General features: G+C 37.1%; 19 protein-coding genes and 1 other annotated feature. Of the genes, 17 read left to right on the top strand and 2 right to left on the bottom strand.

Annotated elements, in window-relative coordinates; translation table 11 throughout:
- The first annotated feature begins 376 nt into the window (after window positions 1–376).
- The 9 genes from IGL28_RS11085 (at window position 377) to IGL28_RS11045 (ending at window position 8,466) form a co-directional block, all read left to right on the top strand.
- The gene (locus tag IGL28_RS11085) at window positions 377–997 is read left to right on the top strand and encodes a hypothetical protein (RefSeq protein ID WP_081128478.1); all 621 of its coding nucleotides are present in this window, start codon (window positions 377–379) and stop codon (window positions 995–997) included.
- 478 nt (window positions 998–1,475) lie between these two features.
- Window positions 1,476–2,006, top strand: coding sequence for a hypothetical protein (locus IGL28_RS11080; protein ID WP_241547366.1), 531 nt, complete (start codon window positions 1,476–1,478; stop codon window positions 2,004–2,006).
- 97 nt (window positions 2,007–2,103) lie between these two features.
- A complete protein-coding gene (locus IGL28_RS11075; RefSeq protein ID WP_081128480.1) occupies window positions 2,104–2,388 on the top strand; it encodes a hypothetical protein in 285 nt (94 codons plus the stop codon).
- A gap of 38 nt (window positions 2,389–2,426) precedes the next feature.
- Window positions 2,427–2,705 (top strand): hypothetical protein, encoded by a 279-nt coding sequence (locus tag IGL28_RS11070; RefSeq protein WP_081128482.1) that lies wholly within the window; start codon window positions 2,427–2,429, stop codon window positions 2,703–2,705.
- A gap of 110 nt (window positions 2,706–2,815) precedes the next feature.
- On the top strand, window positions 2,816–3,427 hold the full coding sequence (locus IGL28_RS11065) for a hypothetical protein (protein ID WP_128427716.1): 612 nt from the start codon (window positions 2,816–2,818) through the stop codon (window positions 3,425–3,427).
- A 922-nt stretch (window positions 3,428–4,349) separates the two neighbouring features.
- Complete coding sequence (locus IGL28_RS11060; protein ID WP_081128486.1) at window positions 4,350–4,568, top strand: hypothetical protein; 219 nt, start codon at window positions 4,350–4,352, stop codon at window positions 4,566–4,568.
- A 134-nt stretch (window positions 4,569–4,702) separates the two neighbouring features.
- Window positions 4,703–5,824, top strand: a complete 1,122-nt coding sequence (mnmA, locus tag IGL28_RS11055) for a tRNA 2-thiouridine(34) synthase MnmA (protein ID WP_010720804.1) — start codon at window positions 4,703–4,705, stop codon at window positions 5,822–5,824.
- A 432-nt stretch (window positions 5,825–6,256) separates the two neighbouring features.
- A complete protein-coding gene (locus tag IGL28_RS11050) occupies window positions 6,257–7,384 on the top strand; it encodes an aminotransferase (protein WP_034700652.1) in 1,128 nt (375 codons plus the stop codon).
- 380 nt (window positions 7,385–7,764) lie between these two features.
- Window positions 7,765–8,466: a hypothetical protein gene (locus tag IGL28_RS11045; protein WP_225792577.1), complete on the top strand. Its 702-nt coding sequence runs from the start codon at window positions 7,765–7,767 to the stop codon at window positions 8,464–8,466.
- Between the two features lie 301 nt (window positions 8,467–8,767).
- Here the strand turns inward: IGL28_RS11045 and IGL28_RS11040 are convergent, their stop codons facing one another.
- Window positions 8,768–10,069, bottom strand: coding sequence for a multidrug efflux MFS transporter (locus tag IGL28_RS11040; RefSeq protein WP_081128488.1), 1,302 nt, complete (start codon window positions 10,067–10,069; stop codon window positions 8,768–8,770).
- Between the two features lie 149 nt (window positions 10,070–10,218).
- Here IGL28_RS11040 and IGL28_RS11035 point away from each other — a divergent pair, with 149 nt between their 5' ends.
- The 3 genes from IGL28_RS11035 to IGL28_RS11025 all read left to right on the top strand — a co-directional run bounded on the left by IGL28_RS11035 (window position 10,219) and on the right by IGL28_RS11025 (window position 13,291).
- Window positions 10,219–10,785, top strand: coding sequence for a TetR/AcrR family transcriptional regulator (locus IGL28_RS11035; protein WP_010720801.1), 567 nt, complete (start codon window positions 10,219–10,221; stop codon window positions 10,783–10,785).
- Window positions 10,786–10,908: 123 nt separating this feature from the next.
- Window positions 10,909–11,286: a DUF1033 family protein gene (locus IGL28_RS11030; RefSeq protein ID WP_010720800.1), complete on the top strand. Its 378-nt coding sequence runs from the start codon at window positions 10,909–10,911 to the stop codon at window positions 11,284–11,286.
- Window positions 11,219–13,291, top strand: a complete 2,073-nt coding sequence (locus tag IGL28_RS11025) for a DNA topoisomerase III (RefSeq protein ID WP_081128490.1) — start codon at window positions 11,219–11,221, stop codon at window positions 13,289–13,291. Before IGL28_RS11030 ends, IGL28_RS11025 begins: the two co-directional genes overlap by 68 nt.
- 231 nt (window positions 13,292–13,522) lie before the next feature.
- Here the strand turns inward: IGL28_RS11025 and IGL28_RS11020 are convergent, their stop codons facing one another.
- Window positions 13,523–14,008 (bottom strand): prolyl-tRNA synthetase associated domain-containing protein, encoded by a 486-nt coding sequence (locus IGL28_RS11020; protein WP_081128492.1) that lies wholly within the window; start codon window positions 14,006–14,008, stop codon window positions 13,523–13,525.
- A 92-nt stretch (window positions 14,009–14,100) separates the two neighbouring features.
- Window positions 14,101–14,331 (top strand) — a binding site (T-box leader).
- Window positions 14,332–14,533: 202 nt separating this feature from the next.
- Between IGL28_RS11020 and IGL28_RS11015 the strand changes: the two genes are divergently transcribed.
- The 5 genes from IGL28_RS11015 to IGL28_RS10995 all read left to right on the top strand — a co-directional run bounded on the left by IGL28_RS11015 (window position 14,534) and on the right by IGL28_RS10995 (window position 21,154).
- Window positions 14,534–15,175, top strand: a complete 642-nt coding sequence (locus IGL28_RS11015; RefSeq protein ID WP_010720797.1) for an amino acid ABC transporter permease — start codon at window positions 14,534–14,536, stop codon at window positions 15,173–15,175.
- An 11-nt stretch (window positions 15,176–15,186) separates the two neighbouring features.
- Window positions 15,187–15,822, top strand: coding sequence for an amino acid ABC transporter ATP-binding protein (locus tag IGL28_RS11010; RefSeq protein WP_010720796.1), 636 nt, complete (start codon window positions 15,187–15,189; stop codon window positions 15,820–15,822).
- A 16-nt stretch (window positions 15,823–15,838) separates the two neighbouring features.
- The gene (locus tag IGL28_RS11005; RefSeq protein ID WP_010720795.1) at window positions 15,839–16,657 is read left to right on the top strand and encodes an amino acid ABC transporter substrate-binding protein; all 819 of its coding nucleotides are present in this window, start codon (window positions 15,839–15,841) and stop codon (window positions 16,655–16,657) included.
- A 272-nt stretch (window positions 16,658–16,929) separates the two neighbouring features.
- A complete protein-coding gene (locus IGL28_RS11000; protein WP_010720794.1) occupies window positions 16,930–18,366 on the top strand; it encodes a glycoside hydrolase family 1 protein in 1,437 nt (478 codons plus the stop codon).
- Window positions 18,367–18,712: 346 nt separating this feature from the next.
- Entirely contained in the window at window positions 18,713–21,154 is a 2,442-nt protein-coding gene (locus tag IGL28_RS10995; protein ID WP_034700630.1) for a DNA translocase FtsK, read from the top strand.
- The last annotated feature ends 175 nt before the right edge of the window (window positions 21,155–21,329 follow it).

The following is a 21,329-nucleotide window of genomic DNA, read 5'->3' as shown; positions in this document are numbered from 1 at the left end:
TTTATTTAATTTAAAATAACGTTTTTTTTGAAAAAAGTTTAACTTTTTTGCTGAATCTAGATTTTGTAATCGATTATTTCTAGAAAAAATGGTAAAAGGGTAGTTTTTTTTAAAATAAATACTTGATTGTTTTCTTCACAGATTATGACAATCTGTTCATTAATATAAAAGGAGAAGATGAGAATGAAGGCTTATCTAGTTGGTTTGGTGCTATCCATGGCGGTGTCTCTTAGGTGTGTGATAGCGCTTTACATGTATTATCTTGTTCTTAAAACTTTGGTTCCATTCTTTCTTATCATGGTGTCAGGATTGATCGGTTTATTTTTTGCTACATTTTAAAAAAATTAGTTAGGAAAATAAAAAAGGAGTGGTACAAATGCTATCGCTAGACAGTAAAACGTGTATAAAGGTTTCAAGAAATTTCTTAATCGGTAGTTTTTTCTTAATGATGTTGATGATTGTTGGTTTGCTTGGTAAAGTTTATGGATTTATTCCGTTAAGTGATCTTCCAGAAGGAAGTCTGATGATTTTCTATTATCTTAGCTGTTTGCTCAGTGGGCTCAGTTTGATTTTTTCTACAGGTACGCATTCAAAAATTTTAAAACGGACAGCGGCGATTATTCATTTTAGTAGTGTTTATTGGTTTTCTCTCTTTATTTTTGCTTTTCTTTTCCATGTACTTTTTTTAATCGTTCTTTATTTGTTCCTAGCTATCGTTTTACTGACAGCAAGCAAGCAGAAATGGCTAGCGATCACTTTCTTCGGGATACCGATGATTATTTCAACTGGCTTTTTTATCAAGCTCAATTATGAACTAATCCTTTATGGGGGACGATGGTCATGGGACACCATTGGATACATAGTCATTCTTCATTTATCAGGTTTAAGTGGTCTGATTCTTTCAGCGCAGCTCGATAAGGGAAAAGCCAAGTGGATACTTTTGGGTATTAATTATTTATTTGCAACTTATTACCATATCTACATCTTTCTTCATTGAGACGTCTTACATACATATCGATTACTGGAAAGGAAAGTAGCTTGTTAGAATATAAAAAGGTTTTTTTTTAGAAAGGAGTAGTGTGGATGTTGTCGCTAACAAGTAAGACCTGTACGAAGTATTCCATGATTTTCTTCGTCTGTAGCATTTTTCTAGGTACATTATTGGTAATGAGGGGCTCTGTTGGGATAATTGTGAAATCTTTTCACAACCTTTCAGAAGTAAGTTTAGTGTTAATCTATTGTCTTTGCTTTTTACTCAGTGGACTTAGTTTGTTGTTTTCTACCGGAGTGTATGCCACCCCTTTAAAAAAATGGACAGCTATCGTTCATTTTGGCTGTCTTTATTGGGTTTTATATATTTTTACCGGTTTTATTGGCATTCAAAGATATGATTTAATTGCCTATTTGCTACTAACAATTTGGCTACTGAAAAAAAGGATCAGAAACGCGAGGCGATCATTTGTTTGGGATTGCCAATGGCTTTGTCAGTCGGACTTTTTATAGAGATCAATCTAGTGTTCATCTATTATCTTTGTTGTTTACTCAGTGGACTCAGTTTGCTTTTTTCTACTGGTGTGCATTCAAAACTTTTAAAAAGATGGGCAGCTTTCATTCATTTTGCTTGTATTTTTGGAGTTGTATTTATTTTTATCGGCTTTGTTAGTATTGCAAGATTTGATTGGCTTATTGCGCTAATTGTTTATTTGCTACTATCTATCTGGTTACTGAAAACAAAAGATCAGAAACGAGTAGCGATCATTTGTTTAGGATTACCAATGATCTTGTCAGCTGGCTTTTTTATCAGGGTCCACTACAGTTACCTTACCTCTGGGGATTATTTGCGTACACTTGGATTTTTGATTTTACTAAGTTTGTCTGGGGTGGTTGGTCTTATTCTTGCGGCGAACCTCAAGAACGAGAATAGAAAAGTCAAGTGGGTTCTCTTAGGGATCAATTATTTTTTTGCAACCTATTTCCATATCGTCGTTTGGATTTTTGGTCTATAACTATCAGGTATTTGACAAAGGCAAGTGTTTAGGAGAGATGAGTATTCTTATAAAAAATACTAAAAAATGTGTTTGAAGAATGAAAAGGAGGAAGAAAATGATCCCATTAAAAAGTAAAACCTGTACCATCATTTCATTTGTTTTGTTAGCGTTATCTTTTAGTGTTGCTTATGTTGGCTATATCCAAACAGATGAGCTTAAGTTTCTATTGTTAGTGAGGATTACGTGTTGGTTATTAGGTGGCGTTAGCCTTTTCTTTGCTACCAAGATCAAATCTAATTATCTAAAAATAGTAGTGATCCTTCTAAATTTTATCAGTCTCTATAATTGGCTGTATAGCTGGCTTGATAATTGGTTTGATATTTGGCGAAGATTTAATTGAATCGGTTTGGCATTTTTAAAATTATTGAGGGAGAAAAGATGAAAAAAATAGTTGACCATAAAGGGCTATGTCTTGCTATGATTCTATCGATTAGTTGTTTCCTAACGCTGTACTATATTTATGATTTTTACTTAGATATCGAAGGGTTATTTTTAGAATTATTGATGATTATTCTTGGTATTACAGGAATTTACTTATCAATGAAGATCCGACAGACACGTTGGCGATGGTTCTTATTAGGGATCAATTATTTTTTGGCTACCCACTTGCAAATACTTGTCGTTTTCAATACCTTTGTGAAATTTTTTTGGCAATGAGCGTAAAAATAAGAGTAAACGAACTTAAATGAGTAAGAACCAAGCAATGAACGGTGAGAGAAATGTTTCTATTGAAATTAGATCCAGTCTATAAAAAAGGAGCTGTGTGGATGATTTCAAAAAATAGTAAAACCTGTACGATTGTTTCGTTGGGGTTGTTAGGTAGTTGTATCGCTTTAGGTGTTGTGCCATTCGTTATAAAGGAACAAGCAGCGTGGTTGCTCTTATCCTATTATTCTTGTTGCGTGTTGAGTGGAGTCAGCTTGATTTTTTCGAGAGGTAGCCGGTCTAAGTTCTTAAGAGGATTCGTCGTGATTGTCCATTTTCTTTGTGTCCATGGACTTGCCATTTTTATCGTTTTAGGACTTTTTATTTTTGAACCCTCTGGTTGGTTAATAATTATGGTAGGATTGTGCTATTTATTTGTATCAACGATGCTATTTTTTAGTTCACAAAAAAAATGGGGAAAAATGGTTATAGTTAGTTTACCATTGCTATTTTCACTTGCCTGTTTTATTTGGGGGAATTACTTATTAGCTGGACATTTTTCTTGGGAGATAATTGGGGCGTTGATTTTACTGACTTATTTTGGCTTGATTGGACTTATTCTTTCCGCACAACTCGAGGGTGGAAAAATTAAGTGGGTATTACTAGGGATCAATTACTTCTTTGCTACTTATTTTCACGTGGTTCTTGTGATTAACGAAATTTCTTGGCTATAAAGAATAAGTTAAGCGTGGGGGAAAAGCAAAAAATTAATTGGCTAACAGGTAGTAATTAGTTCTTCACCACCTACTTTAAGCAATTTATTTATTAATAGAAGGCTATATTTTTTAGGAATATCCCTTGGTTTTATTATGCTTATTGTACAAGATACAACGTTGATTTTCTTATGCGATCGATTGTTTCTTGTTGGAGATGTAGTAGAGGGAGCTTGCTTTTTTTGAAAGTATTGCTTCTCAAGGATTAAAAAGATTAGTGATTATACTTAATCTTATTTGTATCTATGGTTGGATTTGGCTTTATTGTCATAGCGGATGAAAGGAGGAAAAAAGTGAATAAAAAATTTTATTTAATATGTCTAGGTTTGTCTATGTTTTGGTCAATTAGTAGCTTAGTATGTGTGCATTTTTATTATGGAGTAAATAGCCCCCAAGGACTGTTTTTAATCATGAGTATGATTATACCTGGAATAATTGGGCTCTACTGCTCCACCAAGGTTAGCCATCAAAAAATAAGAGGGATCTTACTTTTTACCAACTATCTATTTTTTACATATTTCAATTTTATGCAACTTATGGAAATTATAGGTTATTTACTTAACTTTTTACAAAACAAATAAACAAAAAACATCACTTTTATTTCAAAGGAGAAAAAAGATGCCGTCATTAAAATTAAAAAAAGCTACAATGCTAACATCGTTTTTGTTACTTAGTCCAATTGTTTTGACTAGTTTGTACTTCATTCCACGTATCAACAACTATCATTACGTCTTTTTTATATTCGTGATGATGAGTTGTTGGATCATCGGAGGGGTTAACTTGTTTTTATCCACAAAAATTGAATCCAAATTCTTAAAAAGAATCATTATTTTCCTTAACCTAATCTGTATTTTGGGCTGGCTTTTTTTTGGGGGGTGAAAAAATGATACAAATTGAAAAGAAGAAAATCATTTTATTTAACGTATCAGGTATATCTTTTAACAAAGATGGTGCTATTAATCCTCAATTATTTGTTTGCTACTTATATTCTTTCCTTACGCTTATTTTCTTCATGTGGATAGTCTTTAACTATGATCAATCGACTGAACAAAAGCAAATGATAGAAAGACGATTCCAATTTTCTTTTTTTAAAAGTGATTAAAAGGCTATACTGATACTTTGATAAATAAGGGATGAAATTTTCAAAAATATATCGTATAATGTAAAGCACTGAAAAGTTGCGACCTTCAACTCGTAGATGATTTCAGAAAATCTAATTGAAATGATGGTGATACCATGAAAGACAACAGCAAGACACGTGTTGTCGTTGGGATGAGTGGCGGTGTCGACTCATCTGTAACAGCACTTTTACTAAAGGAACAAGGCTACGACGTCATTGGGATCTTTATGAAAAACTGGGATGACACGGATGAAAATGGTGTATGTACAGCTACGGAAGATTATAAGGATGTAGCGAAAGTTGCTTCACAAATCGGGATTCCTTATTATTCTGTCAATTTTGAAAAAGAATATTGGGATCGTGTATTTGAATATTTCTTAGCTGAATACCGAGCAGGACGGACACCTAATCCAGATGTGATGTGTAATAAAGAAATCAAATTTAAAGCATTTTTAGATTATGCGATGGATCTAGGTGCTGAATACGTAGCGACTGGGCATTATGCGCAAGTAGTGCGTGACGAAAATGGCGTAGCACATATGCTTCGCGGTGTAGATAACAACAAAGATCAAACTTATTTCTTAAGCCAATTGTCACAAGAACAATTAGCGAAAACAATGTTCCCACTAGGTGGTATGGAAAAAACACAAGTACGTGAAATTGCGGAACGTGCAGGTTTAGCAACTGCTAAAAAGAAAGATTCCACTGGGATTTGTTTTATAGGCGAAAAGAATTTTAAACAATTTTTAAGTAATTATTTACCAGCTAAAAAAGGAAATATGGTGACACTTGATGGTGAAGTCAAAGGTCAACATGCTGGATTGATGTATTACACGATCGGTCAAAGACAAGGCCTAGGGATTGGTGGTGGCGGTGCATCACAAGAACCTTGGTTTGTAGTCGGAAAAGATCTTGCAACGAATACGTTATATGTAGGACAAGGATTTCATCATCCTGCCTTATATGCAACAAGCCTTGATGCGAGCGAAATCCATTTTACAACGAATGAACCAATGCCAAAGGAATTTAAATGTACAGCTAAATTCCGCTACCGCCAACAAGATGTGCCGGTAACGGTTCGGTTATTAGAAGGCGATCGTGCCGAAGTGATTTTTGATGAACCTGTACGGGCGATCACACCAGGTCAAGCTGTCGTCTTTTATGATGGAATGGAGTGTCTTGGTGGTGGCTTGATTGATCATGCCTACAATAAAGAAAAAGTCTTGCAATATGTGTAAATCTTGCTTGCGAACAGCTCTTTGAACAACTTTCTTTTGTTAGAAGAACAAGAAAAGAGTTAAGACAAGTTTAGTTCTGAGAAATAAGCCGAAGAATCCGAAAATAGTTTCGCCTATTTTTGGTATTCCTCGGTTTTTTTTGCTAGAGTGTCTTCTGAAATATCAGTAAGGGGTTTTTGAAGCAAAGAGTTTTCAGATTTTTGTCTAATAATTTTTTCTGAAGAAAACAGTGTCAGGGGACTTTTTCAACAGGCGGTTCTATCTATTTGAAAGCGTTATTTTTAAAAAGAGAGTATAATAAAATCGGAAACCGATCGTTTATCTCATTTACATGGCATCTAGGAGCGACGAGTGTTTCTTGGTTTGTTTGAGTATCGATGAATAGAAAGTAGTGAATCAAAAATATTGAAGAAAGCAAAAGGAGCGAAAAAGATGGAAATCACACATTTTGGACTGGAAGAATGGTTGAATAAGTGGGAAAAAGAAGCAGTATATGACCTTGCACAAAGTTCCATCGAAGCACTGACGTTAGAAGAACTGATTGGGTTAGACGGAACGACAGTTACTGATTTTTTTCAATCTTTGAGTAAAACGTCGTTGGATTATGGGTGGAGCGAGGGGACGGCAACTTTCAAAAAAGAAGTCGCTTCTTTGTATCAATCGCTTTCTTCAGAAAACATTATTCAAACCAATGGGGCGACTGGGGCGAACCTTTTGGCGCTGTATGGATTGATTGAACCAGGAGATCATGTGGTCTCCATGTTGCCAACCTATCAGCAATTGTATGACTTACCCAAATCTTTAGGTGCAACTGTTGATTTCGTACCACTCACAGAAGAAGAGGAATGGCGTTTTGATAGTGTGAAATTAGTTGATGTGATCCAACCAAATACTAAAATGATTTGTTTAAACAGTGCCAATAATCCAACAGGTACATTGTTGGATCGCCAAACATTGGAAGAAATTATCGAAATTGCCGAAAAAGTCGATGCGTATATTTTGATGGATGAGGTGTATGCCCCATTAGCAGGGGGAGATTTTGTCTCAATCGTGGATCTGTATGACAAGGGGATCACGACTAATTCATTGTCAAAGACTTATTCTGTTCCTGGTATACGCATCGGCTGGGTAGCAGCGAATCAAGAAATCATTGAGCGTTTAAGAAAATACCATACCTATTTAGTACTTAGCGGTGGTGTTTTGTCAGATGCATTAGCGGTTCACGCACTGAGGAATAAAGAAAAGATCCTTGCACGAAATAAAAAAATCGTTTCGGAGAATTTAGCCATCGTTGAAAAATGGCTGGCTGATGAACCAAATGTCCAATTAGTGTTGCCGAATCACGTGTCAACGTCATTCATTCGCTTGAACATAACAGAAGATGATGAGCAATTTTGTATTGATCTTCTGAGAGAAACTGGTGTCTTACTGGTCCCTGGTAGTGCCTATGGGGTGCCTCAGCATGCGCGCTTAGGGTATTGTTGCAGGAAAGAAACATTAGAAAAAGGGTTAGCCTTACTTTCAGAATATCTAAAAGAACGTGGAAATAACAAAGCTTGAGAAATTGAAGAGATCTCCAAACGTTAGATTTTTTGGTCTATCTTTTGGAGGTCTCTTTAATTTAAGGTGTGTTTTTATCAATTTTGTTAGGAATAAAATAATTATTTTGGATGTTGCCAAACACGCTCTTTTTTATTTTTTGTTCTTCAAATTTTTTATAATATAAGTGATAGAGAGGACTACTAAAATAATAACTAAAAATGTAAAAATAAGTCTAAAAGATAACACGAGTTTTATAATTAAATTCCCCATTTTAATTATTCTCCTTTTTATAAAAAAGCTTTATTTTACTACAAGAGAGCGTTTTCTTTGTATATTTTTTAATAAGTGTTATTATAACCTTGTGGAAAATAATATCATATACTATAGGAGGAATGCAAATGTTTTTTAGGAAGATGGTTGGATTAGGAATATTAAGTGTTACAGCTTTAACATGTTTTAATGGTGTTACTAATGTTCATGCTTCAGATATAATTTCATCACAAGCCAATGAACCATTAGAATTAAGTCTTGATAATGTTTATAATTTGGAACAAAAAACTTCAAGAATAAGCAAATATGTGTTTGAAACAAAAAATTATACTAATAACAGAACGACAAGCACATTTGAAAAGATTCAGGTAGATTTTACGGATGCAGTATTTTATGATGAAGAGGGAAATATAGTCAATAAAAATAGTGTAATAGAAAATATCGCAAAGGATATTGAAGACTCTCAAAATACAAATCAAAAACGTAGTACTTGGAGAGAAGGTGGAAGTTGGACTAGCGGATCTGGGTATTCTATTTGTAAAGGGACAGCTATTCATGGATTTTCATTTGGGTTTGAATTAGTTTTTAAAGCTGATTATACAAGTGTGCAAGGTGGATATGATCAAATTGATAGAATCTATGGTGTAAACTTTGCTGGTTTTGGCTCTTGGTCTCCGATTTCTAGTGGGATATTTAGAAAAAAAGAACAAGCAGGTTATTCAGCATATGGTGGAGTAAAAGGTGCCTTGTCTAGCAATGGGCTCACTAAGTCAATGTACCTTTATCTTCGAGTAGGTAATGATACTGCTTGGATTGACAGTAATATGTAAAATGATCATTCATTTATAACTTAGAAAATATAAAATTTATGAGTGTGGAACAATAATCCTTTCTCAAAAAGAAGATAAGTCTAATTTTGATTTATAACATCAAAATTAGACTTATCTTTCCTATTATTGACACCTTGTCCTTTATTTTCCAAATTTTATCAATCTAAATCGATATCAATCGTTGCTCCTTGTTTCCAAATGTAAATAAAAGCAATGGAACGCCAATTGAGCTTTTGGGGGTCTCTTCAATCTGGAATATGACGATAGTTCTTGTTTATCCAGATTGACTATTAGTAAGCGATCAATGTCCATGAGGTTGTGTGTGTTTGTCTGAAGAAAGGACAGGTGTATCGGATGTTTCTGATGAGTCAACAAGCTCATTGTCATGGATTTCTTGTGTGTTACGACGTACTAGTAAGAAGTTCACTAAAACAAGTAAAGAAGTGGAAAGAAAGACTCCTCGGTAACCAAACACGCTTGAAACGCTCGAACCAATCATTGGACCAACGACATTCCCAGTTGCTTGGAAGGATTGATTGTAGCTAAAAATCCGACCGGCGGCGTGATGTGGGGAATATTTGGTGATCAAAGCTTGGACAGCTGGAAGCAAACAAGCATCTGAAATACCGATCAAAAAACGCAACGCAGCCAGTTCCCAGACATTCGTGACAAAGGCCATTGGGATATAAACTAAAATTGCAAACCCTAAGCCAATAGCTAAAATACGTTCACTCCCGATTTTATCGCCTAAGCGACCAAAACGAGGAGCGGCGATCAATGTGGCAATTCCTGGGATCGAAGCAATGATCCCACTAATCAGTGTGACACTGCCATGTCCATTTAGTAATTGACGAATATATAAACTAATGATTGGGCTAATAGAATTATTCGAAGCTTGAATAATCATTGTTGTGACGAACATACCAATCACGACATGGGGATACTTCAATTCTTTGAATATTTGTTTGGCAGAAGCCATATTTTCTTTTTTAATAGGTACAAATGTTTCATGAACAAAGAAGAGACTCAATAAAAAGACGAGAAATAAAATGATTCCTGTGATGAAGAAAGTTGGACGATAACCAAATGCTGAGGCTGAAATCCCCCCAAGTAAAGGACCAAGCAATGTTCCTGTGACGGAACCAGTAGCCAATGTTCCTAGGACTTGACCACTTTTTTCTTTCGGCGTACCAGTAGCGACAAGGGCAGTGGCATTACTGATGTAACCAGAAAAGATCCCTTGTAACAACCGAAGTGCAACAAGTTGATATACACTGGTCACACAACCCATCAAGGCAATAACGACAGCCATCCCTAAGGAAGCACGCAAGAGCATCAATTTTCTGCCTTTCTGATCGGCTAATTTGCCCCACCAAGGAGAAATCAATGTGGTGACGAAGAACGTAGAAGAAAAGGTCAACCCACTCCAAAAATTCAATTGCGACGTACTATAGTTACCTAACGTATCTATGTATAGTGACATAAACGGCATGACTAAGCTAAACCCAATTCCTGCCATAAAAGTCCCAAACCATAAGACAAATAAGTTTTGTTCCCAAGTTTCTCTTTTCCTAAATAATTTTTCTTTGATGCGTGTGGTCACTGTTATGTCCTTCTTTCTGAAAATTTTCATTTACATTCGCTTATTATAAACTACAATGTGTAGTTTATCAATGGAAGCCTCTTTTTTAAGTTCGTTTTTCATGGTAAACTAAAGTTGTTAAGTAGTTAACATACGAGAGGAACAACGAAATGAAAAAAAGAAATCTATCTCAAGAAAAAATCATCGCTTGCTTTCGTGGACTAGCGGAAGAGATGGATGTTCAACAAGTCACTTTTCAACACCTGGCTAAGGCGCTAGACGTCAAGTCTCCTTCCCTCTATAATCATTTTAAAAATATGCGTGATGTAAAGACCGCATTGACTGCAAAATTATTACAAGAGTTAAACGAAGCGTTGCGTCGTTCTTTGGTTGGAAAAAGTGGGGCAGAGGCGCTGCGTGTCTATGCACAAGTCTATCAGTCTTTTGCTTTTGCGAACCAGGCCGTTTACGAGTTGCTGATCAGTGTCCCTCACACCAATGAGGAGATTTTGTTAGAAGGAATCTATGAAACGAACCAGATCATTCTACAATTATTTGATGCCTTTGACTTGACCCGAAAAGAAAAAACGCATCGCAGCAGAGAATTGCGAAGTATCATCCATGGCTATTTGTCTTTACGATTTTTAGGCTATTTCACAAAGGAAGCAACTGTGTCTCCTGAAGAGAGTTATTCTTGGATGATCAATGACTTTATTGCCACTTTACCAAGTAAATAAGTAGTACGTTTCTTTAAAATAGACAAATTCATAAAATGTCCCTTTTATAAGAGAAATTTCTTGCAACTTTATTGAAAAGTGTCTAAGATGAGTCTAGTAAAATCGTAGAGAAGGAGCACGAGTATGTATCAAGTAGTGACAATGTTCGGAGATAATGAGCCTTGGTGGTTCTTTGAGAATTGGGAAGAGGATATCGAAGTAGAAGAAACATTTGATTCTTTTGAAGAAGCACAGGTTAATTATGAACAAAAATGGCTTGCAATCAAAAATAAATACGAATATATCCATGCAAAAAGCAACTTTCTAAGTGCCTTCTGGAATGACGGAGACGAGCGCTGGTGTGAAGAATGTGATGATGATCTTCAACAATATAAAGGGTTAGCCTTATTGAAAAATCATCAGCCAATCACTTTAGAAAGCAGAAAGGAATTTTATGAAACAACTAATTCTAGCGGAAAAACCAAGCGTTGCGAAAGACCTAAGCAAGGTGCTTGGTGCTAATCAAAAACACAAAAATTATTACGAAGGACCCAAGGTGATTGTTACTTGGGCCCTTGGTCATTTGTTAGGGCTGAAAATGCCTGAAGACCTCAATAAAGAATGGCAAAGTTGGCAAATGGAAACGTTGCCGATGATTCCTAAAAATTTAGGAATCAAACCACTGCCTAAAACAGGTCACCAATTAAAAACAATCAAGCAATTGGCGCAACGTAAAGATGTGTCAGAGGCTGTGATCGCTACGGATGCCGGAAGAGAAGGGGAATTGGTTGCTCGGTGGATCTTGGAATATGTCCGCTTCAATAAACCAGTGAAACGTCTTTGGATTTCTTCCCAAACAGATAAAGCAATCAAGACAGGATTCAAACAATTGAAGCCCGCAAAAGACTATGATGCACTTTATTATTCGGCGCTAGCTAGGGCAAAAGCTGACTGGTTAGTAGGATTGAACGTAACACGGGCGCTGACTGTGAAGTATCAAGATAATCTATCTGCTGGTCGAGTTCAAACTCCAACACTCGCATTGGTTAGAACACAAGAACGGAAAATTGAAACATTTAGACCACAAACCTATTTTTCAATTTTATTAGATGTGCAAAAACAACAAGCAAAGATGGTTCAAAAAAATCAGTTCGCATTGAAATCTCATGAAGAAGCTCAATCATTAGTGAAAGAGTTAGCTAAAAATAAAGGGACTGTGACAGCCATCCAAGAAAAAGTAAAAGTGGAGCCGGCACCATTACCTTATGATCTAACGGAGATCCAGCGAGAAGCAAACCAGCGTTATGGCTACTCTGCTAAAAAAACTTTGGGACTGGTCCAAAGTTTATATGAAACGCATAAAATCGTGACGTACCCTCGTACAGATAGCAAATATCTGACGAGTGACATGAAAAGTACGATGAAAGAACGTTTACAGGCAGTCAGCGATTTTTCACCAGAAGTGAAACAGTATTTAAAAAATGGGGCAGTTGTTCGACAAACAAAAGTCTTCCAAGACAGTAAAGTCACTGATCACCATGCGTTATTACCAACTGAAAATCGTCCACGCTATGAGAAACTTAGCAACGAAGAACAAAAAATCTATCAAATGATTGTTACTCGATTCTTAGGTTTATTCGCTGAGCCACACAAAATCAGTCAAACAAAAGTGACTGTGACATTTGGCAAAGAACAATTTGTATTCCATCAAAATCAAGTCCTTCAAGCTGGCTGGAAAGATGTCAGTCAAAAGGAGAGCAATGAAGTGGACTGGGTTGAGGGAATGCGTATCCAACGAGAATTTACGATCAAGAAAGAACTATCGGCACCGCCTAAGCCTTTGACAGAGGCGAGTTTACTAGGACTTATGGAAAAACATAGTTTAGGAACACCGGCAACTCGTGCTGAAATCATTGAAAAGTTGATCAAATCGGAATTGATGGAACGAACACCGCAAGGCTTGCAAGTCTCACCAAAAGGAAAGCAATTATTGGAATTAGTCAATCCTTCCTTAGTGACCCCTGATTTAACAGAAAGCTGGGAGAAAGACTTAGAAGCAATTGCAGCAGGTCAAAAACAAGCCAGCCAATTTTTAAGGGGCATTGAAAAAGAAACAAAACGATTGGTACAAGAAATCAAAACAAGTAAACAATCTTACCAAGATTTCTCGATCACACAGAAAAAATGTCCAGACTGCGGTTCCAATCTTAGAGAAAAAAATACTCGAGATGGCAAAATCTATGTCTGCACGAATCAAGATTGTCATTACCGTAGAAGAAAAGATCCAAAAGTCTCGAACCATCGTTGTCCACAATGTCATCGGAAAATGGAGATCATCGAAGGCAAAAATGGCGGTTATTTCCGTTGTAAATATGATGGGACGACCGAAAAAATGTTAGATAAAAAAGAACAAAAGAAAAAAATGACGAAGCACGAAGAACGTCGTTTATTGAAAAAGTACACGCAAGCAGAAGAACCGGAAGAAAGCCCACTTGCTGCAGCTTTAAAAGCAGCAATGAAGAAATAGCGTGTCGTTTGTTGAAAATCAGCAATGGTTTTTGAGACCACTATTGTATGTTAAAAAATGGTGATTGGTTTCAAGTGATTGCTGTTTATGTAACATGGTTTAGAGTGTGAAAGAAGCTTAGTCTGAGACATAAGTCATGAGGTTCCTCTTATAAATTGTTGTTTTTACGTACAATTTTTAGGAGGAACCTCATTTTTTGTATGTTGGGCTTTTTATCACAAATAGCCGTGCTTATAAATCTTCGTAGATAGGTGGATGTTCAAGGTATTCTAAAATCTTGATGAAATCTAAAAACGATAAGATCAATGTTGTTGTGTTGACATTTGGATGAAATCCTACGGTAGAGGTTTGATCAATGGCTGAGTCAATGACTACTTGAATCGCTTTTTCTTGATCATGCATCAATGCAAAAGGTGTAACAGTACCGGGAGCTACCCCTAATAAATCAAGGAGCTGTTCTTCTGAAAGAAAAGACAAACGCTTCTCATTCAGCTGTTCTGCAAGTTGTTTCAAATTTGCCTGCTTTTCATCAGGTAAGATAACAAGATAAATTTGTTTCCCTTTTTTTGCTTTTAATACGAGATTCTTCACTTGAGGTCCTGGTAGTGTAAATGGCAGATTTTTGACAGAAGTAATCGGTGGATGATCCACCTTTTGATAGGGAATGCCTAGTAAATCAAGTAATTGATAGGCTTCTTTTTCAGTAGCCAAAACCATCGATTGATCGCTTCCTTTCTTTTTCTTTCATTCATTATAAAAAAATAATTGACAAAAGAAAAATAATCGTGTAAATTACACGTAAGTTAAAATCAACGACATCGAAAAGAAGAGTAGCGATTAAATGTTTGAAGAGAGTCTCTGGCAGGTGGAAAGAGATAGCAGTTAATGGTGAAACACATCTTGGAGTCGATTTTCTGAAATACAGTAGGAAAATCCGGGAAGCCCGTTACAGCTGCGGTCATTGCTTGATGACCAGATAAGGTTAGTTTCCGTGAGGGACTAGCAAAAAAAGGTGGAACCACGTAATTTACGTCCTTTGGTCATTTGACCGAAGGACGTTTTTTTTTATTTTCGTGTGAAGTAAATGTCCAACAACAATTACTTTTGTTTTACCTCATTTTCTGGAATGACTGCGTGAGGTTTCTTTTGTGAAAAAGAAACAAACAGAGGTGGGAACACGTGTGATGCGTCCTCTTGACGAGAGTCAAGGGGATTTTTTTATTTAAAAGGAGGAAGAAAGAAATGAATTATTTGCTGGAAGTCATGCCACAACTATTAGTAGGGGCTCTTACAACGTTGAAATTATTTATTTTTACCTTGATTGGTTCATTGCCATTAGGGATCATTTTAGCATTAGGGTTGTCTTTACATTTTAAACCAATTCGTTATATCTTGCAGACCTATGTCTGGGTCATGCGTGGTACACCGTTATTACTACAATTGATTTTTGTTTTTTATGGATTGCCAACGATCGGGATCGTCTTTGACCGTTTTGAGGCAGCATTATTGGCTTTTGTTTTAAATTATGCCGCTTATTTTGCTGAGATTTTTCGTGGGGGGATTCAATCGATTCCCCAAGGACAATATGAAGCTGCGCAAGTGTTACAGTTGAGTCCTTTTCAAACCGTCACAAAAATCATTATCCCACAAGTGACAAAAATCGTTTTACCATCGGTTGGGAACGAAGTGATTAACTTAGTGAAAGACTCTTCATTGATCTATATCTTAGGACTAGGAGACGTTATGCGAGCAGGGAAGATTGCGATGGAACGTGATGCAACATTGCTACCATTACTAGGTGTGGCTTTCATCTACCTGGCACTAACCGGTATCTTAACGATCATCATGAAACAAGTAGAAGGAAAATTAAACTATTATCGCTAGGAGGAATGGACATGATTGAATTAAAGAAAGTAAGTAAAGCATTTGGAGAAAAGAAAGTAATCAACGCGTTAGATCTAGTCATTCCAGATGGTCAAACCATGGCGATCGTCGGTCCTTCTGGTGGAGGGAAAACGACACTTTTGAGAATCTTAGCAGGATTGGAAAAAGCAGACAGTGGGGAATTTTATCTGGATGGTGTAGCCTTTGACCCATTTGAATTGAAAACGAAAGAGCAAGTCGTAGGTGTTGTTTTCCAAGATTTTCAACTGTTTCCACACTTAAGTATTTTTGACAATATCACTTTAGCGCCTAAAATGGTGTTAAAGCAATCGAAAGAAACGTATACGAAAAAAGCACAGGAATTAGCCGATTCACTTGGGATCAGTGATTTACTCAACAACTATCCTTATCAATTATCTGGCGGTCAAAAACAACGGGTAGCGATCGCACGTGCCTTGGCAATGAATCCTCGAGTTCTTGCTTATGATGAACCGACAAGTGCCTTAGACCCTGAGCTGCGACAACAAGTAGAAAACTTGATCGTCTCATTGAAGGCAGAAGGTGTGACACAAATCATCGTAACCCATGATTTAGTGTTTGCGGAAAATGTGGGAGATCAACTCGTGAAGGTCATCCCAAACAAGTAAGAAGGAGGGACACTTGATGAAAAAAATCAGTTTGCTACTTGCGATAGTTGCAGGGATCGTCTTTCTTTCTGGTTGTAGGAATGAAAAGACAGATAAAGACAATTGGTCAACGATTCAATCAGAAAAAAAGATCATCATCGGGTTAGATGACACCTTTGTACCGATGGGGTTTCGTGATAAAGAAGGAAAACTAACAGGTTTTGATATTGACCTTGCTAGAGCAGTTTTTAGAGAATATGACATCAAAGTCGTTTTCCAACCCATTGACTGGTCCATGAAAGAGTTTGAATTGAATAATGGGACGATTGATCTCATTTGGAATGGGTATACTAAAACAGCTGAAAGAGCCAAAAAAGTCCAATTTTCAAAACCTTATATGCAAAACGAACAAGTCCTGATCACTACGAAAAAATCAGGGATCACCAGCTTTGCTCAAATGAAGGACAAAATCTTAGGAGCTCAAAATGGTTCTTCTGGTTATGATGCCTTTATCAAACAACCAAAAATATTAAAAGATATTGTAAAAAATCAGGATGCTGTTTTATATGATAGCTTTAATGAAGCATTGATCGATTTGAAGAGTGGACGGATCGATGGGTTATTGATGGATAAAGTATATGCTGGTTATTACTTGAAGCAAAAAAATGAGTTGGATCAGTTCAATATGATCAAAGGGGATTATCAAAGCGAAGATTTTGTCGTGGGTGCCCGAAAGAAAGACAAGGAATTAGTGAAGAAAATCAATGAAGGGATTGCGGAATTAGAAAAAACAGGAGAATTCCAACAAATCTCAGACAAATGGTTTGGTGAAGATGTGACACCCGTTCAGAAGTAAACAGGCAATCTAACATCATTGAGTATCTTAAAAAGAAGCGTGGTAATTTGAGTGTCTCTCAGTTCACACGATAAAACCTATGAAATTAACCTGCGCCAAATGAATAAGCAAGAATTTTTGAAACACATATTTTAAAAAATTCTTGCTTATTTTTTGTCTGAAAAATTCCAATGATCATAAAATTGTTCAATGATTGATTTCTCCTTTTGTATTGAAAGGGGTTTCGTGTTATCCTTTTTTAGTAAGGATTGAAGCAAGAAAGGAAGAGATTGATGGAACACCAAAAATTAACTGAATTTCCCCAAGACTTTCTTTGGGGATCAGCCTCAGCGGCTTATCAAGTTGAAGGAGCCTGGCAAGAAGACGGCAAAGGAGAATCGGTCTGGGATCGTTTTGTCCGTATTCCAGGGAAAACTTTTAAAGGAACAAACGGCGATCTAGCGGTTGATCACTATCATCGCTTTAAAGAAGATATTGCTTTAATGAAAGAACAAGGATTGAAAGCGTATCGTTTTTCAGTTGCTTGGACTCGCATTTTTCCTAATGGTCGTGGGGAAATCAATCAAGCAGGGTTAGCTTTTTATGAAGAGCTGATCGACGAGTTGATTGAAAACGGGATTGAACCAATGTTGACATTGTATCATTGGGATCTTCCACAAGCCTTGCAAGATGAGTATGCAGGTTGGGAATCACGCCAAATCATTGAAGATTTCACTAATTATGCTGAAACATTATTTAATGCTTTTCGAGGAAAAGTCCATTATTGGATCAGCTTGAATGAACAAAATATTTTTACTTCACTAGGCTATTTATTAGCTGCTCATCCACCAGGTGTTACTGATCCAAAACGGATGTATCAAGTGAACCATATTGCTAACTTAGCAAATGCAGCAGTGATCAATAAGTTTCATGAATTAGGAATGCCAGGTAAAATCGGTCCAAGTTTTGCTTACACACCTAATTATCCGATCAACAGCGATCCTAAAAATATTTTAGCTGCAGAAAATGCGGAAGATTTGATGGCTCATTACTGGATGGATGTCTACATGTGGGGCAAGTACCCGATCGCCGCTATGAAATTTTTAGAAGAACGTGGCTGGGCACCTGAAATGGTTGAAGGAGACGCAGAACTGCTTGAATCTGCTAAACCAGACTTCTTGGGGATCAACTATTATCAAACAGCGACCAATGCCTTTAATCCGTTGGATGGTGTAGGAGCTGGCAAAATGAATACCACTGGGAAAAAAGGATCTTCTGAAGAAACAGGCGTCCCAGGGATGTACAAAAAAGTCGACAATCCTTTCGTTGAACGTACGAATTGGGATTGGGAGATCGACCCAGAAGGATTGAGGATCGCTTTAAGAAGGATTACGAGTCGCTACCGGATGCCTGTATTGATTACTGAAAATGGTTTAGGGGAATACGATGAATTGACAGAGGATAAAAAGATCCACGATGAGTATCGTATTGCTTACCTTTCAAGTCATGTCAAAGCGATTAAAGAAGCGATCTCAGATGGTGCTGAAGTCCTTGGCTATTGTACGTGGTCTTACACTGATCTGTTAAGTTGGTTGAATGGCTACCAAAAACGTTATGGATTTGTTTATGTCGATCAAGATGAAACTCAAGCAGGATCATTGGATCGCTACAAGAAAGATAGTTATTATTGGTACCAACAAGTGATCAAAGAAAATGGCTCAACGATCTGACCTTTTTGATAGTAAACGTTCAGGGAAATAAAGCGTAATCGCTTTTTTCTAAAAATAGAAGCAGTGAGGATAAAACTTTCCAGCTTCATTGAGTTCACTGAATGAACCAAATGAATTGAATGAACCGAAATTCCCAAAAACTTTCTTGGTTTTTGTGGAATTTCGGTTTTTTTATCATAGTTTCTCGATAGGGGTGCAGGATCTAGCCATTGGTTATTTGAAAAAGTTTCTTAAAGTATTTGGCATAAATACAGTGTTCGAAAAGAAAAACTTTAAACTTAGAAACAAAACTTTTGTTCCCTCGCTTTTTTTTGTATAATGGAACTTGATGAAATGAGGGATAAAAATGGCAAAGAAAAAACGTCCTGCAAAGAAAAAGAAAAAGACGAAAAAGCAACAACAGCAGCAGGAACAACTTCTTGCGATCAGTATCGGATTTGCATTGATCTTATTTGCCGTATTTGGCTTTTTAAAACTAGGTTTTTTAGGTATTTTAGTGGCAAATGGTTTTCGGATCATTGCAGGGAACACTTATCAGCTTCTCTGTATATTATTAGCTATTTTAGGTTTTTGGGTCGTTGTAAAAAATACCGATTTTAAAATCGGAAAAAGCCGTCGGTGGTTTGGAGGCATTCTTTTTTACTTAGGAATTCTTCTCTTTTTACATGCCCATCTATTCGGAAAACTCCATAGTGGCGAACCAAACATTCTAGGAACCACTTGGGATCTGTTAGCAAGTGACATCCAGCATGCTCGAGTCAGCAGTAATGTTGGTGGTGGGATGGTTGGAGCAGCACTCTATAATTTTACGTATTTCTTGATTGCTCAACCTGGTAGTTACTTTGTTGCCATTTTATTATTAATAAGTGGTGCAATTTTATTTAGCAATATCGAAGGCTATCAATTAGTCAATAGCTTGCAAGTGATGGGAGAACGAATGCAAGAACTGCTGGAAGGAGATCCTGCAAAGCAAGCGAAGAAACAAGCGGCGAAAGAAGAACGGCAAAAGCAACGAGCGAAAGCACGAGAAGAGAAAAAATTAGCAGCAAAAGAAGCGGCAGAAGCTGAGATTGCTGAGCTGGAAAAACGTCGTTCCGCTGAACAACAAGCAAAGTCTGCGCCTTCTTATGAAAAAATAGCAGATGATGAACCCGAACAACTCAGTTTTGTACCGATCGATAGTTTTCAAGGAACTGTCCCATCTGCGACAATGGATATGCCAAAAGCAGAGCCAACGGTCACAACGCCTACTGCATCTGAACCGTTAGAAGCAGAGAGCTTAGAAGATGATGGGACAGCATTAGAATTTGAAATCGAAGCAGAGCAGGAAAATCAAGATTATGAGTTACCGTCAATCGATTTACTCGATTCAGTAAAAACGACGGATCAAAGTGACGAGTATAAAAAAATCGAGAAAAATATCGGAGTCTTGGAACAAACTTTTCAAAGTTTTGGCGTAGATGCGAAAGTCGTCAAAGCAAGTTTAGGACCCTCTGTGACAAAATTTGAAGTCCAACCAGCAGTGGGTGTCAAAGTAAGTAAAATCGTCAGTTTAACGGATGACATTGCATTAGCATTAGCGGCTAAAGATGTTCGGATGGAAGCACCGATCCCAGGTAAATCATTGATCGGAATCGAAGTACCGAATAGCAAGATCAGCATGGTGTCATTTAGAGAAATCATCGAAGCGCAACCCAATCATCCAGATAAGCTGTTAGAAGTGCCATTAGGAAGAGATGTTTCTGGGCGAGTCCAAACCGCAGATCTTTCTAAAATGCCTCACTTATTAGTAGCCGGATCGACAGGTAGTGGGAAATCGGTAGCAATCAATGGGATCATTACCAGCATTTTGATGAGAGCAAAACCCCATGAAGTCAAATTGATGATGATCGACCCCAAAATGGTGGAGTTGAACATGTACAATGGGATTCCTCATCTTTTGACGCCAGTTGTGACAAATCCGAGAAAAGCTGCTCAAGCGTTGCAGAAAGTCGTTCAAGAAATGGAAGAACGTTATGAAAAATTCGCTGCTACTGGTGTTAGAAATATTACTGGTTATAATGAATTTGTCCAACAAAAAAACTTGGAAAATGGAACGAAACATCCTACCTTACCATTTATCGTGGTGATCGTGGATGAATTAGCTGACTTGATGATGGTTGCCAGCAATGAAGTCGAAGATGCTATTATTCGTTTGGCACAAATGGCACGGGCAGCGGGAATCCATATGATTTTAGCGACCCAACGTCCAAGTGTGGATGTTATCACAGGGATCATCAAAGCAAATGTTCCTTCTCGTATGGCATTTGCAGTCTCTAGTGGAACGGACTCACGTACGATCATTGACTCCAATGGTGCGGAAAAGCTTCTCGGACGTGGGGATATGCTCTTCTTGCCAATGGGTGAAAACAAACCGATACGGGTTCAAGGTGCGTTTATTTCTGACCACGAAGTAGAACGAGTGGTCAACTTTGTAACAGATCAACAAGAAGCACATTATGAAGAAAAAATGATGCCTTCTGATGAAGTAGAATCAGGCGGTACCGCAGAACAACCACAAGATGAATTATTTGAAGAAGCTAAAGCACTTGTCATTGAAATGCAGACAGCAAGTATTTCATTATTGCAAAGAAGATTTAGAATTGGTTATAATCGGGCAGCACGCTTAGTCGATGAATTAGAAGCGCATGGCGTAGTAGGACCTTCAGAAGGAAGTAAGCCAAGAAAAGTCTTCATTGAGCAAGTCGAAGAACCAATGGATATGATGCCAACGGATCACGAAACATAGAAAAAGTGCGTATGTGCTTGTCAGTTCTAACAATGAAACCGAAGAAACGCCAAAAGTAATTTTGGGTGTTCTTCGGTTTTTTTATGAGATTGATCACTTATTCATAAAAATCAAAAAAACGATAGCTAAAAAAGGAGGAGCATTCATAAACAGCCTAAGATTTGGTATCTTTGTT

Origin of the sequence: Enterococcus sp. AZ077, from assembly GCF_051714965.1 — a bacterium.
Classification (GTDB): Bacteria; Bacillota; Bacilli; order Lactobacillales; family Enterococcaceae; genus Enterococcus_B; species Enterococcus_B hirae.
Note: the sequence above shows the minus strand (reverse complement) of the source record. Positions and strands in the feature narration are given on the sequence as shown.